Annotated in this window: 19 protein-coding genes and 1 tRNA gene; 17 read left to right on the forward strand and 3 right to left on the reverse strand. The window is 42.3% G+C overall.

The window, feature by feature from the left end:
- Positions 1–52 precede the first annotated feature (52 nt).
- The 5 genes from NTU69_07955 (at position 53) to NTU69_07975 (ending at position 4316) form a co-directional block, all read left to right on the forward strand.
- Positions 53–1438: an MBL fold metallo-hydrolase gene (locus NTU69_07955; GenBank protein MCX5803446.1), complete on the forward strand. Its 1386-nt coding sequence runs from the start codon at positions 53–55 to the stop codon at positions 1436–1438.
- 55 nt (positions 1439–1493) lie between these two features.
- Positions 1494–2132, forward strand: coding sequence for a SprT family zinc-dependent metalloprotease (locus NTU69_07960; protein MCX5803447.1), 639 nt, complete (start codon positions 1494–1496; stop codon positions 2130–2132).
- A gap of 285 nt (positions 2133–2417) precedes the next feature.
- Positions 2418–3260, forward strand: coding sequence for a M23 family metallopeptidase (locus NTU69_07965; GenBank protein MCX5803448.1), 843 nt, complete (start codon positions 2418–2420; stop codon positions 3258–3260).
- Complete coding sequence (locus NTU69_07970) at positions 3260–3631, forward strand: polymer-forming cytoskeletal protein (protein ID MCX5803449.1); 372 nt, start codon at positions 3260–3262, stop codon at positions 3629–3631. The genes NTU69_07965 and NTU69_07970 overlap by 1 nt, the downstream gene beginning before the upstream one ends.
- 103 nt (positions 3632–3734) lie before the next feature.
- Positions 3735–4316 (forward strand): DUF4412 domain-containing protein, encoded by a 582-nt coding sequence (locus tag NTU69_07975; GenBank protein ID MCX5803450.1) that lies wholly within the window; start codon positions 3735–3737, stop codon positions 4314–4316.
- Positions 4317–4354: 38 nt separating this feature from the next.
- Here NTU69_07975 and NTU69_07980 read toward each other — a convergent pair whose 3' ends face one another.
- Together NTU69_07980 and NTU69_07985 are read right to left on the reverse strand one after the other, a co-directional pair.
- Positions 4355–4894 carry a zinc ribbon domain-containing protein gene (locus NTU69_07980; protein ID MCX5803451.1) on the reverse strand — a complete coding sequence of 180 codons (540 nt, stop codon included), beginning with the start codon at positions 4892–4894 and terminating at the stop codon, positions 4355–4357.
- Positions 4873–5367: a zinc-ribbon domain-containing protein gene (locus NTU69_07985; GenBank protein ID MCX5803452.1), complete on the reverse strand. Its 495-nt coding sequence runs from the start codon at positions 5365–5367 to the stop codon at positions 4873–4875. The genes NTU69_07980 and NTU69_07985 overlap by 22 nt, the downstream gene beginning before the upstream one ends.
- Before the next feature lie 467 nt (positions 5368–5834).
- Between NTU69_07985 and NTU69_07990 the strand changes: the two genes are divergently transcribed.
- From NTU69_07990 to NTU69_08045, 12 genes are all read left to right on the forward strand, one after another.
- A complete protein-coding gene (locus NTU69_07990) occupies positions 5835–7175 on the forward strand; it encodes a hypothetical protein (protein ID MCX5803453.1) in 1341 nt (446 codons plus the stop codon).
- 123 nt (positions 7176–7298) lie between these two features.
- Positions 7299–7760, forward strand: coding sequence for a hypothetical protein (locus tag NTU69_07995; protein MCX5803454.1), 462 nt, complete (start codon positions 7299–7301; stop codon positions 7758–7760).
- Entirely contained in the window at positions 7757–8044 is a 288-nt protein-coding gene (locus NTU69_08000; protein MCX5803455.1) for a hypothetical protein, read from the forward strand. Before NTU69_07995 ends, NTU69_08000 begins: the two co-directional genes overlap by 4 nt.
- A 13-nt stretch (positions 8045–8057) precedes the next feature.
- Complete coding sequence (locus tag NTU69_08005; protein MCX5803456.1) at positions 8058–8318, forward strand: hypothetical protein; 261 nt, start codon at positions 8058–8060, stop codon at positions 8316–8318.
- Positions 8296–9963, forward strand: coding sequence for a bifunctional DNA primase/polymerase (locus NTU69_08010; GenBank protein MCX5803457.1), 1668 nt, complete (start codon positions 8296–8298; stop codon positions 9961–9963). Before NTU69_08005 ends, NTU69_08010 begins: the two co-directional genes overlap by 23 nt.
- Positions 9964–9988: 25 nt before the next feature.
- Entirely contained in the window at positions 9989–10210 is a 222-nt protein-coding gene (locus NTU69_08015; protein ID MCX5803458.1) for a transcriptional coactivator p15/PC4 family protein, read from the forward strand.
- Positions 10207–10395, forward strand: coding sequence for a hypothetical protein (locus tag NTU69_08020; protein MCX5803459.1), 189 nt, complete (start codon positions 10207–10209; stop codon positions 10393–10395). The genes NTU69_08015 and NTU69_08020 overlap by 4 nt, the downstream gene beginning before the upstream one ends.
- Before the next feature lie 21 nt (positions 10396–10416).
- Positions 10417–10839 carry a helix-turn-helix domain-containing protein gene (locus NTU69_08025; GenBank protein MCX5803460.1) on the forward strand — a complete coding sequence of 141 codons (423 nt, stop codon included), beginning with the start codon at positions 10417–10419 and terminating at the stop codon, positions 10837–10839.
- 46 nt (positions 10840–10885) lie between these two features.
- On the forward strand, positions 10886–11206 hold the full coding sequence (locus NTU69_08030; GenBank protein MCX5803461.1) for a hypothetical protein: 321 nt from the start codon (positions 10886–10888) through the stop codon (positions 11204–11206).
- 55 nt (positions 11207–11261) lie between these two features.
- Positions 11262–11462 carry a helix-turn-helix domain-containing protein gene (locus tag NTU69_08035; GenBank protein ID MCX5803462.1) on the forward strand — a complete coding sequence of 67 codons (201 nt, stop codon included), beginning with the start codon at positions 11262–11264 and terminating at the stop codon, positions 11460–11462.
- The gene (locus tag NTU69_08040) at positions 11449–11718 is read left to right on the forward strand and encodes a helix-turn-helix transcriptional regulator (GenBank protein ID MCX5803463.1); all 270 of its coding nucleotides are present in this window, start codon (positions 11449–11451) and stop codon (positions 11716–11718) included. The genes NTU69_08035 and NTU69_08040 overlap by 14 nt, the downstream gene beginning before the upstream one ends.
- Entirely contained in the window at positions 11693–12778 is a 1086-nt protein-coding gene (locus NTU69_08045) for a site-specific integrase (GenBank protein ID MCX5803464.1), read from the forward strand. The genes NTU69_08040 and NTU69_08045 overlap by 26 nt, the downstream gene beginning before the upstream one ends.
- Before the next feature lie 29 nt (positions 12779–12807).
- Here NTU69_08045 and NTU69_08050 read toward each other — a convergent pair.
- Positions 12808–12892: transfer RNA gene (locus NTU69_08050), tRNA-Leu, on the reverse strand.
- Between the last annotated feature and the right edge of the window lie 353 nt (positions 12893–13245).

Below are 13245 nucleotides of genomic sequence, written 5' to 3' on the forward strand. Positions count from 1 at the left end.
AATAATGTCAATTCAGCAGCCAGCATTCACTGATTCTCAAAGGGGTGAAAATATGAGGATAAGATTTTTAGGTGCAGCAAGGACAGTCACGGGGTCGTGTTACCATTTATCTACGAATGGTATGCAGCTACTCGTTGATTGCGGGATATATCAGGGGAAAAATGCCGATGAGGTAAACAGGATACCCTTTCAGTTTAATCCAGAGGAGATAAACTACCTCCTTCTCACCCATGCCCATCTTGACCATTCAGGTCTTATACCAAAACTTGTGATGGAGGGGTTCCGTGGCAGGATCATAACCACATCAGCCACTGCTGACCTCGTAGAGATAATGCTCTATGACTCGGCCCATATTCAGGAAAAGGACGCAGAGTGGTTAACAAAAAAATCCTTCAGGTCTGGGAAGGATGAGATATTTGAGCCTCTGTATGCTGAGGAGGATGTAAAGGCAGCTGTACCCTTTTTCGATAAAAAGACGTACGGGAACATAGAAGACTTGGGTAATAGGGTGAAATACAGGTTTATAGATGCAGGCCATATCCTTGGCTCTGGTTCACTGGAGCTATGGTATCAGGATGGCGGCGGTAATGAGAGAAAGATTGTATTTTCTGGTGATATTGGAAAAAATGAAAACCCTGTCATAAATGATCCTCAACACGTAGAGGAAGCAAATTATGTTGTTGTTGAATCTACCTATGGCAACAGGTTCCATAAGAGTGTCGAGGAAAGTATCGATGAAATGGTAGAGGCGATAAAAGGCACATTCAAAAGGGGAGGGAATGTCCTTATACCGGCCTTTGCCGTGGGGAGGACCCAGGATGTTTTATATGTATTGAATAAACTGGTAAAGGAAGGGAGGCTCAAGGATCTTGATGTCTATGTGGATAGCCCCCTTGCCGATAAAGCGACAAAGGTATATATATCACATCCAGAATATTTCGATGGAGAAGCAGTGAACGTGTTTAAATTTAAAAGTAGTGAGGGAATGAGAATCCACTTTACTACAGCTGTTGAGGAATCGCAGAAAATCAACAAGATAAAATCAGGGGCAGTTATTATTGCAGGAAGTGGTATGTGTGAGGGGGGACGCATAAAGCATCACTTCAAGCATAATATATGGAGGTCCGAATGCAGCATAATATTCACAGGTTTTCAGGTTAAGGGTACCCTCGGGCGTCATATCGTTGATGGGGCGAAGACCGTCCATGTCCTTGGAGAGGAAATGGTTGTGAGGGCAAAGGTATATACTATCGGAGGATTTTCAGCCCATGCAGACCAGAAAGAACTCCTCGAGTGGCTTGGTACATTTATAAGCAAACCAGAGGTCTTTATAGTGCACGGTGAAGAATCTGTTTCACTTGAATTTGAGAGGATTGTCAACGAGAGGTTGGGTCTTAGCACCCATGTTCCCCAGAAGGGAGAGGAGTTAGAGATTTAGTTTGAAGACCAATATTGCTTATCAATTAATTCGCAGCAAGAAGAGGAAAAAGACGATGACCCTGAAGATCAGGATGGATGGAAAAATAGTAATCTATGCACCCCACCATACATCTAAGGGCGATATAGATATGTTTTTTAAAGAAAAGAGTTCGTGGATTTCTAAAAAACTGATTGAGAGGGATAGACAGATTGACAGCACCGAACAGGCAAAAAGGTTTGTTTCAGGAGAAAGATTTCTCTATCTGGGAGAAGATTATCCGCTTAAGTTCCATGATACAAATGGTGGCAATACCCCGCTTAAGTTATTGTACGGTACATTTCTCCTTGATAAAGATAGGGTGGATGAGGCAAAGGAACTTTTTATAAAGTGGTATAGAAAGAGAGCAGCAGAAGAGGTAGGGGAAAGGGTAGATTATTACAGTAAGAGGCTCAGGCTTTTTCCCCTAAATATAAAGATAACGAGCGCACGCTCCCGTTATGGTTCTTGCTCACCAGATAACAGACTCTCCTTCAGCTGGAGAATCGTAATGGCCCCCTATACTGTAATAGACTATGTTGTGATCCATGAACTTGCACATATAAGGGAAAAGAACCATTCGAGAAAGTTCTGGAGCAATGTGGAGAAAATTATCCCTGACTATAAGAAGCGCAGGCTCTGGCTCAGGAAAAACGGGCATCTGTTGATGGTATGATTGAAAGGTTGTGAACCATCATTGTTTGGATTAATAAACAGAAAAATTATTTTTGTGTTGAATAAATAAAAATGGTGTTTTACAATAGATTCATACTGTGATAATCTAAATAGGAATTAAAGAGGGGGGGGGTTAAAACCGATATCATAACTATTTACATTTAAGCCAATAGAATCATTATAATTAAACCTTATATTTGATAGGTAGATAATGATATAAGGGGTTTATTTTTAAATTCAATTGTGCATTCTATGGTAAGCATTACAGGGGAAGGAGGTAAGGGTGTTGGATTTTCAAAAGATAAAAGGTTTCTGTAAGAAGGCTTTTACCCCTATCACAATCATGTTAATCCCTCATAGCAATGTGAAAACCTTGAACTTTAAGATTCCCTCTATAGGTATTGTTATCTCAATAATCCTATGGATTTTCGGGACTGTTTATATTGTTTCCATTGCTGTAGACACGGTGAAGTATCATATCATGGAAAAGAAGTTTAACTATTATTCACAGCAGTTTTTAGAATTACGCACGACCATAACGGCAATCAAAAATGCAGAAAGCGAGTTTAAAAGGCTGTTCCATTTTGGCACCAAAGAAAAGATCCTTGAAAACGTTGAGACCCCGAATCAAGGGTCAGTTGATATGGAAACCATCAGAGAGGAGATTAAAAGAACAGTTGAAACAGTGGGGGAAATAAGGGAATATTTACGGCACGAGAGGAATCTACATTATGCAACCCCAAAGCTTCTCCCTGTAGAGGGCAACATAACATCCCATTTTGGCATGAGGGAGCATCCCCGTAGCGGAGAGGATGAATTCCATAAAGGTATGGACATATCAGCACCTTATGGAACCCCAATCAGGGCGGCAGCAGGCGGTATAGTAAGCTTCTCAGGCGGGAGTGGTATTAAGGGAAACCTTATCGCCATAGAGCACGGATTAGGTTTTACGACATTTTACGCCCACAACAGGGTAAACATAGTGAAGGTAGGTCAGAAGGTGAGGCGTGGGGAGATAATTGCTTATGTTGGTTCTACCGGAAATGCAACAGGGCCCCATGTCCATTATGAGGTATGGAAGGATGGGAAACCGGTCAATCCCCGCAAATATGCCGAAAGGAGGCCGTAATGTTTACTAAAAAGGTAGACAGGCTGGAATCATTCATAGGCACAAATTCGGTTTTTAAAGGTGATATAGAGACAAAGGGAACACTGAGGATCGACGGTACCCTGAACGGAAACGTGAATGCTGACTGGGTAATTCTCAGTGAAAAGGCGATTCTCAAAGGTGATATTACAGCGAGGGGAAGTATCATAGGCGGCAAGATGGAGGGAAACCTGAAGGTCAAAGAGCTTGTGGAGGTAAAATCCAAGGGGGTTATAACCGGAGATGTGTATACGAGCAAACTCTCGATTGTTGAGGGCGGTGTACTCAATGGCAGGGTTTCTATGCAGGCGGACGGATCGAAGATAATAGATTTCCAGGCAAAAGAGGGTTAGCTAAAATCATAAATGCCCGGGACGAGCATCGAACTCGTACAGTGCAAAATGTCAAAGCGTTTCAGAACATTTCATAACGTAACAATGCTTTAAGGGGTGAGAAATGAAAAAGCATCTATTAATTATTGGAATATGTCTGTGTATCATCCATTGTGCTTTCGCAAATACGTATGCCATTGAATTTTCAGCTGACATGATTACAACGACTGCTGGGAACTCATACTCAGGCAAAATTTACATGAAAGGGGATAAAATCCGTACCGACACGCCCGGGCAATCAAGCTACTCCATCGTACGGCAGGACAAAAATGTCATGTGGCTTGTAACACCTGATAAGAAATCCTACCTTGAAATGCCTTACGATCCCACTCAAAAACCCGAAGCAGGCGAAAAGGTGAAGGGTGAGGTGAGTCGCAAGCTTATTGGGAAAGAGACAATAGATGGCCACCCGACTGAGAAGTATCTTATTACATCTAAGGACGCGGGTAAGACAAGAGAACACTACCAGTGGGTTGCCACAGACCTTAATTTCCCGATCAAGACGGCTGCGGTGGATGGGAGTTACAGTGTGGAATACAGGAATATCAAGAAATCCGTATCTGATAGTATGTTCGAGCTCCCTTCCGGCTATCAGAAAATGACTATCCCTGCGATGCCCAAGATGGGCGGGATGAAGAAGAAATAACTTTATAAAGATTTCGAACCAGGAATGAAGGTCTTTGTTTAGAGCTCGGTTCCGCACTTACCACAGAACTTTGCATCCTGGGCCATCTGGGAGCCGCAGTGTGGACAGGTTTTTCCCGTAACCTCAGTTCCCTCTATCTTATTCTCACTCTCGTCTATCTTTTTTCCGCACTTACCACAGAACTTTATGCCTTCAGGAATCTCTGCGCCACAGGTGCATACCGATTGTGGGACTTTTTGTTTACCAAGTGCCTCCTGAGCTTCGAGGTGGACCTTCCTCAGTTCCTCCTCTTTTTCACTTATCTGTGTGTCGAGGTTTACGATAACGTTGCACTCCTCTTTGATTGTTACCTCGTTATAGCCTTTCCCTTCGAGGAACATGGAGTAGATAATATTTCCAAGCTCTTCTAAAGAACCTTTCTTTTGTTTCTGAAGGCTGTCTATCTGACCCTTAATTTTGTTAGCTTCGAGCATCTCTTTCGATTTAATACTGACTGTTGTAACACCTTTACTGATCCCTTCCTTCACTTTGTCAAAGAAATCTATATGTACCCTCCTCACATCAATTTGACACCACATTCACTGCAGAACTGATTCCCTGTATTGTTTCGCGCCCCGCACTGGGTACAGAACTTCTCATTACCCCTGCTTTTCATACTGGTAGGTGGTGTCGCATCACGTTTTGTCGGAGAATACAGATTTATTACCAGGGAAGCGAGAAAGAGAAGTATCGTGAGATAGTATCCAATCCCATACTCCAGCTGTAAGATGTTAGCACCTGCACCTACTTTTGAAATTTCCCTGCTGAGCTTGATCCTCATAAGAATAAGTAAAATTGTTCCTATCCCACCTGCGATTGCAGGTAGCGTCACGCCTGCTTTGCCTTTGAGGAAGCATGCACCAAGCCCACCAACCGCAACGAGAAGCGATAATAACGCAAATATCTCAAAGTGAACCTTTCTCGGTTGCTTTTCGGCCGCCATTTTCTGACCAAAAGACTTCGGCTGGTCAAAGGTAGTTCCCTTTGCAAGCTGGAAACCGCTGAATGTCACGATTGGTTGACCCTGACAGGAGACACTTACCCATGGCAGGAAAAAACATAAAATGATAACCCCGTAAATCGCTGGCGAAAGGAAATTCTTTATAGGATTCTCCTTTTTCTTTGCTCTCCGCTTTCAGCAATGAGCCATGAGCTATCAGCTACGAGCTATTTCTCGCCCTCCACTCTCCGCCCTTTGCCCTCAGCTCCCCACTCTCCACTTACCACTCCCCACTCTCCGCCCTTCGCTCTCAGCTTAAAATGCCCGGGACGAGAATCGAACTCGTACAGTGGAAACCACCGAGGGATTTTAAGTGCAATTACCTAAAACACACAAAACGGCTATTGTCAACAGTTTTCGAGGGATACGCTTATTTGCATCTTTGGATTATGTTTGTTTATGAAAGGATATCAAGGGCACATTAGGCACATTTTTAGGCACAATGTAGTATAATTATTACGGAGAAGGAAAAGACTAACATGGGACGGAAAAGCAATCTTTTTAAAACCCTTGAAAAAGAACTCGATGGCGTCAGGCGGATTAAGGGTAATTACTTCATCTGGCGAAAGACGAGCGTCATGTTTCGTGATCCCCTCTGTATCGACATGTTTAACCTGATGCTCAATAACGTGGAGGATCCACCGGACGTTGCAGAACTCAGCGAGGAACTGTGCGAAAAATACGGTCTCATGCTGAAATTCGACAAACGTATCGAATATCGTGAGAAGCTAAGGGAACGGCGAAATCCTGCCCACTATTTAAACAACCTACCAACAAAGACTGGGTATCCCGACACGCTCAGCGGTTTTTTAGTTTGGAGATGGTTGAAGAAGATATGGGTCACCACCGACACCGAAAAAGCCCCGCAAACGGCGTTGTTAACTGGTCACGTATCTCCGATGGCAACAGAAATAGATTATATAGGGTACGAACCATATGTCGACTACATCACCTTGCAGGGGATTTATTACAACAGGTTTAGATCACCGTTGATAGGGTATAGACACAAGGACCATCAAAACATGCTTTTCTTCAAGCTTGACATATCGTTCCTGAACAGGGAAGGCTCGACTGAGAGATACATCAAAGATACAATCTGGCATTTCGTTACAAAATACAAAGAAGGGATACCAGACGGAGCCGGGGAGGATCTCCTGGAGATATTATTTCGGGATAATTTCATCGGCGTCGGGGTTAATCTGCAAAAAGTGAATAAGAAAAATAAGCAATATATTTTAAATACTATCTGGGATTCTGTCCTAAAACAATTAGAAGGTCGGGAGGGCAAACAGGAAGTTTCCAAAGAAGATGAGGCCTTTTGGTGGTTGTACTTCATCTCAGACAAGACTTTCCTGCAATATTTGAAATGGTACGATATGTACAGCGAAGGCTTAAATGAAACAGAGATAGCCCGGCGGGAAGGACAGGATAAAGACCGTATTACAAAATGGCTTAATAAAATCCACTATGCCATTCACCGGGAAGAACTCAGTTTTCGCAAAAAGATGAAAACTGTCGAGCTTAAGTCGCTTGAAGAACTCATGGGGAAAATTATTCTTGATAAGGTGATTACCTATGAGAAAAACTATACCAATGAAACGTCTCTGGAAAAACGTGAGGCGATAAGAGAACAGGAAAGGTATTTTTTGAAGAATGCTGATGTTGAAATGAATCAAAAATTTAGTGGAAAGGCCTTTCTCTTTGATGGCGAACTTGCCGGAGAAAAGCATAAAAGTAAAGAATTAGGGGAGGAAACTTCTGTCGAAGACCTTGTCGATCAAGATGTAAATTTATGGGATATCATAGAACCCCTTCCATAGTTTTTTTCCATATCGTATAACCCACCGTTATAATTAAACAAAACACCTCTAAAAAATCAAAATAGCCGACTGATAATCTGCCTGGGTAATAGTGAGAAGTAAAATTTTATTCTTGGAGGAAAAATGTTTGAAGATGAAGAAACAGAAGTAAAACCAGATTTCAGTTTCAATCCCTGGGGTGTGGTTACTTATGACCCATCCGTAAAATATGCTGATGCTGTAAAACCAGAACCAACTCCACCGGAGTTTATAGACTACTACAGCCTTTCATTAGATGTGAGACATGAAATTGATGAGGAGCTTGAACGACTTCACGACGAAGCTTGGAATATGACGAACACGCTCTCTGTTCGAAAAAGGGCTGACCGAAAGGCACAACTTTTGTATGATAAATTTTTTTCAAACAAACAAGTTGCAGGCTCTTTTGAAATGGAATTTGCCCCCGCACCTGGTAAAAATTATATACCAGGCGAGAGTGAAGAGCATCCTGGGGCCGGCCATTTAAGCGAACCAGGCGGGGTCATGCGGTCAGGAGTAAAGCACTTTACGGATTGGGACAGAAGCGGAAACAGGGGGGGAAAATGAAAAACTTTTTGGGGAAAAAAACAGAACCAGAACCGGTTACGGAAAAAACTCCATGGATAATAGGCGCCGAAATTCTGTTCGGCGAAAAAATCCCATGCTCAAAGTGCGGCGGAAAAACTCGCCTGATACCGTCTGCGCCTGAGTGGGACATAGAAAGCTGGGAGTGCCTCAACGAATCTTGCAAATCAGTAATGGAATGCAGGGTGAAATATATCAAACAAAAATTTACGGTTGCGGGAACAGAGTTAAAACCAGTTTCGTGTATTTTAGAAAAGGTGTGGTAAAGGGAGAAGGTTTATGGGAGAAGAAAGAATTTTTGAAGACTCAATCATGTCTGGAATTTTGCAGGCTATGGGTTGCCGGGTGACTCCGCAGTTGAATGTTATGGGCAGGACCGAGTTTCTTGTCACTGGCGACGTTGAGGGTTGCCTGGCTCGTCTGTATGGCAATGAACCTGTCCCTGTATTGTCAGTTTTGCAAAATATCAAATCTTGCAGGCACGCAATTTTTAACCAAAAAGGAAAGGGAGACAGAAATGGGAAAAACTACTCTCGATAAAACCACGTTGCAATCCGCATTAAATTACCTTGCAAGAGGTTTTTCAGTAATCCCTATTCGGCCCGATAAAACCCCCTATATCCAATGGGCAGAATTTCAAACGAGATTGCCTTCCACTGAGGAAATTAAAACATGGTGGCAGAAGTGGCCGGATGCCATGATAGGGATAGTAACGGGCAAGCTTAGCGATTTATGCGCTATTGATTGCGATAGCGAGGAGGGCGAAACCGCTATTGAGGAACTATTGCCGGATAGCATTGATATACCGACAGCAAGGACACCGGGGGGAGGTAAACATCTTTATTTTAAGATGCCAGACGAACCTATTGGAAACAATACCGGGGCAATCCCAGGGGTAGATTTCAGGGGCGAAGGGGGCTATATCATTTTACCGCCTTCACAAAATAGCAATGGAGAGGGTTATAAATGGATCGAGGGTTTAAGCATTGAAAATATAGCATTGTCTTTACTACCGGAAAAGTACAAGAGCATAGTTAAAGAACTATCTTTTTCTTTATCTATGCGTATAGGAGATGAAGTTAATGATCCCGATAACTACGGTAAGCTACGGTTAACTACGGATAGCTACGGGAAATGTTACCAGCAAGGACAGAGGGATGACACTCTTTTTCATATTGCCAACTGTTTGACTAAGGGTGGTTGTGAGGAAGACCTTGCTCGTAAGACATTGGAATTGCTTGCTTTACAGTGTGACCCGCCTTTTGATTTAAAAGATGTAAATGTTAAAATTGACTCAGCCTTAAAGAGGTCAACACGTCGGGAACGTAACATTTCTGAAGAGGTTCGAAAATGGGTGATAACTACGGTAGGCTACTTCTTAACTACGGAAGTACACGGAGAACTACGGTTAACTACGGCAGAACATAAAAAAGCTTGTTATTCGACATTGCTCAGGATGTGTGAAGCCGGAGAACTTAAGAAACATGGCGATCGGCGGGGGTGTTTCAGGGCAGTAGACAAAAACATAGAATTTATGGACTTTGGCAATGCTGATCTAAATAACTTTGTCCCTCTCCAATTACCCTTAGACATTCACCTGAAGACGAAGTTTTTCCCTAAATCGGTTATTGCTTTGATGGGTGTCTCAGGGTTCGGAAAAACCACCTTCGCATTAAACACGATTGGTTTGAACTTTGATTCTATGCCGTGCTTTTATTTCAATTCAGAAATGAGTCGAGAGGCTTTGAAGAAAAAACTATCTTACTTTCTTATCCCGATGGATACATGGGTCAGAAAAATGAAGGTGATAGATGATTGGGATTTCAACAATATTGAAGATAAAATACAACCAGACGCTTTTAATGTTGTCGATTATCTCGAACCAGAAGCAGAGAAAACTTTTAACATTCATGGCGTGATCTCAACTATCATCAAGAAATTAAATAAAGGTATGGCCCTTATATGTATCCAAAAAAGACCAGGCTCAAAATTGGGAACAGGCGGGATATATTCAATCAAAGCATCAAGTCTTGCTCTTGCTATGGATTGGGGCAAAATACAAATCGTTAAGAACCGTTTTAGAGAAGAAGATAAAAGCCCTTCTTCAAATACTATCGATTTCAATATAGAGCATGGATGTAATTTTGTTAAAACTCATGATTGGTATGTGGAACAAATTTTTTAATAGAGGAAAAAGGGTGAGGTGAATTATGTCAAAGTTGATAGGTGAAATTGAGAAGAACCAAAAAGAACGGATCAGGATATTCATTGATGAATATAGAGGTCATAAGTTTTGCAATGTTCGAGTTTTTTTTGAGGCCGATAACGGGCAATGGCTACCTACTAAGAAAGGCATCACCTTCAATGACGAAACCATAGACGAGGTAATTCCACTATTGCAGAAGGCCTCTAAAGAATTGGAAGGTGAATGATGCTATTGACTACAAGAGAGCGGGGTCTACTTATCGGTGGATTGGGAGCGTTAAAAGAGGGGTTACTTTCTTATGATGAACGGATAAGAAAAGACAGACTTGTTTTAAATGATGCGACTTCACTTATCGAAAAAATTGGAAGTTTTTTGGAGACAATTGAATATCTGCAAAAGGTACAACTATGAAGGATAAAGGAGGATTAAACGATGGGTCACAAATTAACGGTATCTGAAATAGAAGAGGCAAGCATGATGTTGGCCGATGGGAAGTCAATCCGAAGTGTTGGACGGGCATTACATAAGGCCCCCAGCACAATATCTAAGATTAGTAAGGTTCCAGCGGTGCAAGAAAAGATTATGAAATTTAGGGAGCAACTTGCAGGCAAATTTGAAACACTTAGTGACGTATTAATCACTGACATTCCCATAGCGGATATACAAAAAATGAATCCGTATTCCAGGGTACTCAGCTCAGGAATAAGCATAGATAAGGCTTCAATGCTTCGTGGAATGGATAAAAAGCCATTGGTGACTGTGCAAATCATACACCTTGATCCGACCCTACGCCCTTCGAAGGCCATAGAGAACGCCATTGACATTACTCCTAAAAGAATGGACAGAGATGATTGAAAAGCGAATGGACACTAAAACCTTTTCTCTTTTGATTTGTAAATATATGATATTTAAAACTCTTTTCTCTTTTTCTTGTGCAAATCCACAGAACGGTAGATATTCTGAGAGCAATCGAAGCAATGGGGACATGGGTATCCTTGAATCTCTGCCTGAGAGAGCAATTCCTGTCCATGCTCTCCGAGGTTCTTATATGCTGATGAACCAGCTCGATAGTGGAAGGAATTACCAGGCACAGACTGAGGCACAGGCTCTGGAGACCGTCTATTGTCAAGACTCTGCAATGGTACATTGGATATCATATCCTATGAGAGAAGGGATTATGACAGCACAACAGCACGAATATTCCACCGGGGACGGTGCATGAGGTTCTTTTTATATGTGGTCGTCTTTGATTGTTTTACCTACTTACTGAGGCTTGCATGAAAAATGATTTTAAACTAAAGCGATTGTATTCCATTAAAGAGGCCGGGGTATTCCTTGGACGTTCAACCTGGAGTATGAGAGAGATGCTCTGGGCAGGCAAATTGCCTTACATTAAAGATGGGAAAAGAATATTTGTTGATCTTGAAGACATGACTAAATGGATCGAGCAGGCAAAAATTACCTTTGGAAAGAATTAGTAAAAGAATACTTGACTTCTATATACCAATGGTGTACATTACTATTATGACAGCACAGGACATAAAAAGATGGAGACTAAAAAATGGTTTCAGTCAGGTCCGTCTTGCTAAGCATCTCAACGTTGCAACGATGACAGTAAGTAGGTGGGAAACTGGTTCCAGAGGGGTCCCGCCATTTTTATTCCTTGCATTAAAATCTTTAGAATGCGAACGGAAAAGAGGAGGGAAACATGGGGTCGATATACAAAAGAAATAATATGTTTTGGATCAAGTATTCTCAGTATGGGAAACCTATCAGGGAAAGCGCACAGACTGAGAAGGAAGGCGAAGCCCGAAGGCTTCTGAAACTCAGGGAAGGTCAGATACAAGAAAACAAATTTCCTGGTCTTCAAGTGAACAGGACCCGCTTTGATGATCTCTGCAATGCCTTAATCACTGAGTACAAGATTAGGGGCAGGAAATCTGTTGTTCGGGCAGAGTTAAGCGTTAAACACTTGAAGGACTTCTTCGGTGACTGCAAAGCAATAGATATCACCACAAGCCGGATAAATCAGTACATCACTGCAAAACAAACCCTGGGCATGAAGGACGCCTCAATTAATCGAGATCTCTCTGCGTTGAGACGTATGTTCAGTATTGCATTGCAACAGACACCGCCCTTAGTATCCGGGAAACCGTATATACCGATGTTAAGAGAAGACAACGTCCGGACAGGCTTTTATTCGCATGAAGAATATCTTGCTATCCTGGGATGGCTCCCTGATTATCTGAAGGGTGTTTTTACGATGGGATACTATACAGGAATGCGAAAAGGGGAGATTCTTTCCCTGGAGTGGAAACAAATAAATCTTTTTGACAAGACGATCACGCTTTCACCGGGAACAACAAAAAATGGTGAGGGAAGGATACTCTTTCTCGTAGGCGAACTTCTGTCGATGATTCAGGGACAGTATCAAAATGCGAACGGTGTATATGTGTTCCATAGAGACGGTCAGAAAATTAAAGACTTCCGTTTCGTATGGAGCAAGGCATTTAAGATGGCCGGTATCCCTGAGCAACGTTTTCATGATTTAAGGCGGTCAGCAGTCCGGAACATGACTCGATCAGGGGTGTCAGAATTAGTTGCTATGAAGATTAGCGGGCACAAAACAAGGGCTATATTTGACAGGTATAACATCACCGATGAAACTGATCTCAGGATTGCTTCCGAGAAGGTTTCTGATTTTCACAAAGAGCATGAAAGACTCATGGGAGATATCGAACTGGGCACAATTCCGGGCACAATAGCAATTTCAGGGTATCGAAGGGAGAGCTGAATTGTCTGGTAAGTCGTTAAAATTATTAATGCCCGGGACGAGAATCGAACTCGTACAGTGGAAACCACCGAGGGATTTTAAGTCCCTTGCGTCTACCTATTCCGCCACCCAGGCACTATTCTTTTTATAATAAGAAAACCTTCCCTTGTCAACAATTATTGAGCTGGGAGCTGATAGCTTATAGCTCATAGTTCATGGCTCATGGCAAACCTTGATGCTGGATACTGGAAGGAAGGCAACTGATAGCTTATAGCTCGTAGTTCATAGGGATTAAACATAAAAGGGTTCAAGGGGATTAAACACACTCGAACCCTGGAACCCCTGACCCTTTGCTTTAGTCGTTACTCTAAATCCACCCTCTTCACAAAAATCACATTGGGTAGTGATTGGATCTCCCTGATGACGTTATCCTCTATCTCCTTGTCAAGGTCAAGTAGTGAGATTGCCAGTCCTCCCGCACTCTCCCT

Source organism: Pseudomonadota bacterium (genome assembly GCA_026388215.1).
Taxonomy (GTDB): Bacteria; Desulfobacterota; Syntrophorhabdia; order Syntrophorhabdales; family Syntrophorhabdaceae; genus JAPLKF01.

What these genes read in the sequence shown, in the direction of transcription:
- NTU69_07955 (MCX5803446.1), top strand. Translation starts at nt 53, where the DNA reads ATGAGGATAAGATTTTTAGGTGCAGCAAGGACAGTCACGGGGTCGTGT.
- NTU69_07960 (MCX5803447.1), top strand. Translation starts at nt 1,494, where the DNA reads ATGACCCTGAAGATCAGGATGGATGGAAAAATAGTAATCTATGCACCC.
- NTU69_07970 (MCX5803449.1), top strand. Translation starts at nt 3,260, where the DNA reads ATGTTTACTAAAAAGGTAGACAGGCTGGAATCATTCATAGGCACAAAT.
- NTU69_07975 (MCX5803450.1), top strand. Translation starts at nt 3,735, where the DNA reads ATGAAAAAGCATCTATTAATTATTGGAATATGTCTGTGTATCATCCAT.
- NTU69_07980 (MCX5803451.1), bottom strand. Translation starts at nt 4,894, where the DNA reads ATGTGGTGTCAAATTGATGTGAGGAGGGTACATATAGATTTCTTTGAC.
- NTU69_07990 (MCX5803453.1), top strand. Translation starts at nt 5,835, where the DNA reads ATGGGACGGAAAAGCAATCTTTTTAAAACCCTTGAAAAAGAACTCGAT.
- NTU69_07995 (MCX5803454.1), top strand. Translation starts at nt 7,299, where the DNA reads ATGTTTGAAGATGAAGAAACAGAAGTAAAACCAGATTTCAGTTTCAAT.
- NTU69_08000 (MCX5803455.1), top strand. Translation starts at nt 7,757, where the DNA reads ATGAAAAACTTTTTGGGGAAAAAAACAGAACCAGAACCGGTTACGGAA.
- NTU69_08005 (MCX5803456.1), top strand. Translation starts at nt 8,058, where the DNA reads ATGGGAGAAGAAAGAATTTTTGAAGACTCAATCATGTCTGGAATTTTG.
- NTU69_08010 (MCX5803457.1), top strand. Translation starts at nt 8,296, where the DNA reads ATGGGAAAAACTACTCTCGATAAAACCACGTTGCAATCCGCATTAAAT.
- NTU69_08015 (MCX5803458.1), top strand. Translation starts at nt 9,989, where the DNA reads ATGTCAAAGTTGATAGGTGAAATTGAGAAGAACCAAAAAGAACGGATC.
- NTU69_08020 (MCX5803459.1), top strand. Translation starts at nt 10,207, where the DNA reads ATGATGCTATTGACTACAAGAGAGCGGGGTCTACTTATCGGTGGATTG.
- NTU69_08025 (MCX5803460.1), top strand. Translation starts at nt 10,417, where the DNA reads ATGGGTCACAAATTAACGGTATCTGAAATAGAAGAGGCAAGCATGATG.
- NTU69_08030 (MCX5803461.1), top strand. Translation starts at nt 10,886, where the DNA reads ATGATATTTAAAACTCTTTTCTCTTTTTCTTGTGCAAATCCACAGAAC.
- NTU69_08035 (MCX5803462.1), top strand. Translation starts at nt 11,262, where the DNA reads ATGAAAAATGATTTTAAACTAAAGCGATTGTATTCCATTAAAGAGGCC.
- NTU69_08045 (MCX5803464.1), top strand. Translation starts at nt 11,693, where the DNA reads ATGGGGTCGATATACAAAAGAAATAATATGTTTTGGATCAAGTATTCT.